The following is a 288-nucleotide window of genomic DNA, read 5'->3' on the forward strand; positions in this document are numbered from 1 at the left end:
GGAGCACACAGGTACCCCCGTGCAGCAACGCACCGAACAACTCCAACGCGAACGCGTCCCAGGACACCGGCGCACACTGCAACCACACCTGATCCGGCCCGAACGACACGAAATCCTGACCGGTAAGCGTCCCCGTCACCGCCCGATGAGGAGCCACCACACCCTTCGGCACCCCCGTCGAACCCGACGTGAACATCACACACGCCACATCCTCCGGACCCACGACCCGCCCCAGATCCCCACCCTCCAGCGAAGCGACCACCCCCGCCTCGGCATCCACGGCAACCG

Annotated in this window: 1 protein-coding gene; it reads right to left on the bottom strand. The window is 67.0% G+C overall.

From position 1 onward, the window contains the following. Positions 1 to 288, bottom strand: a 288-nt coding sequence (locus RM812_RS42855; protein ID WP_311586551.1) for an AMP-binding protein, incomplete at both ends; no start/stop codon positions are given.

This window comes from Streptomyces lancefieldiae, from assembly GCF_031845825.1.
In the GTDB taxonomy this organism is placed as follows: Bacteria; Actinomycetota; Actinomycetes; order Streptomycetales; family Streptomycetaceae; genus Streptomyces; species Streptomyces lancefieldiae.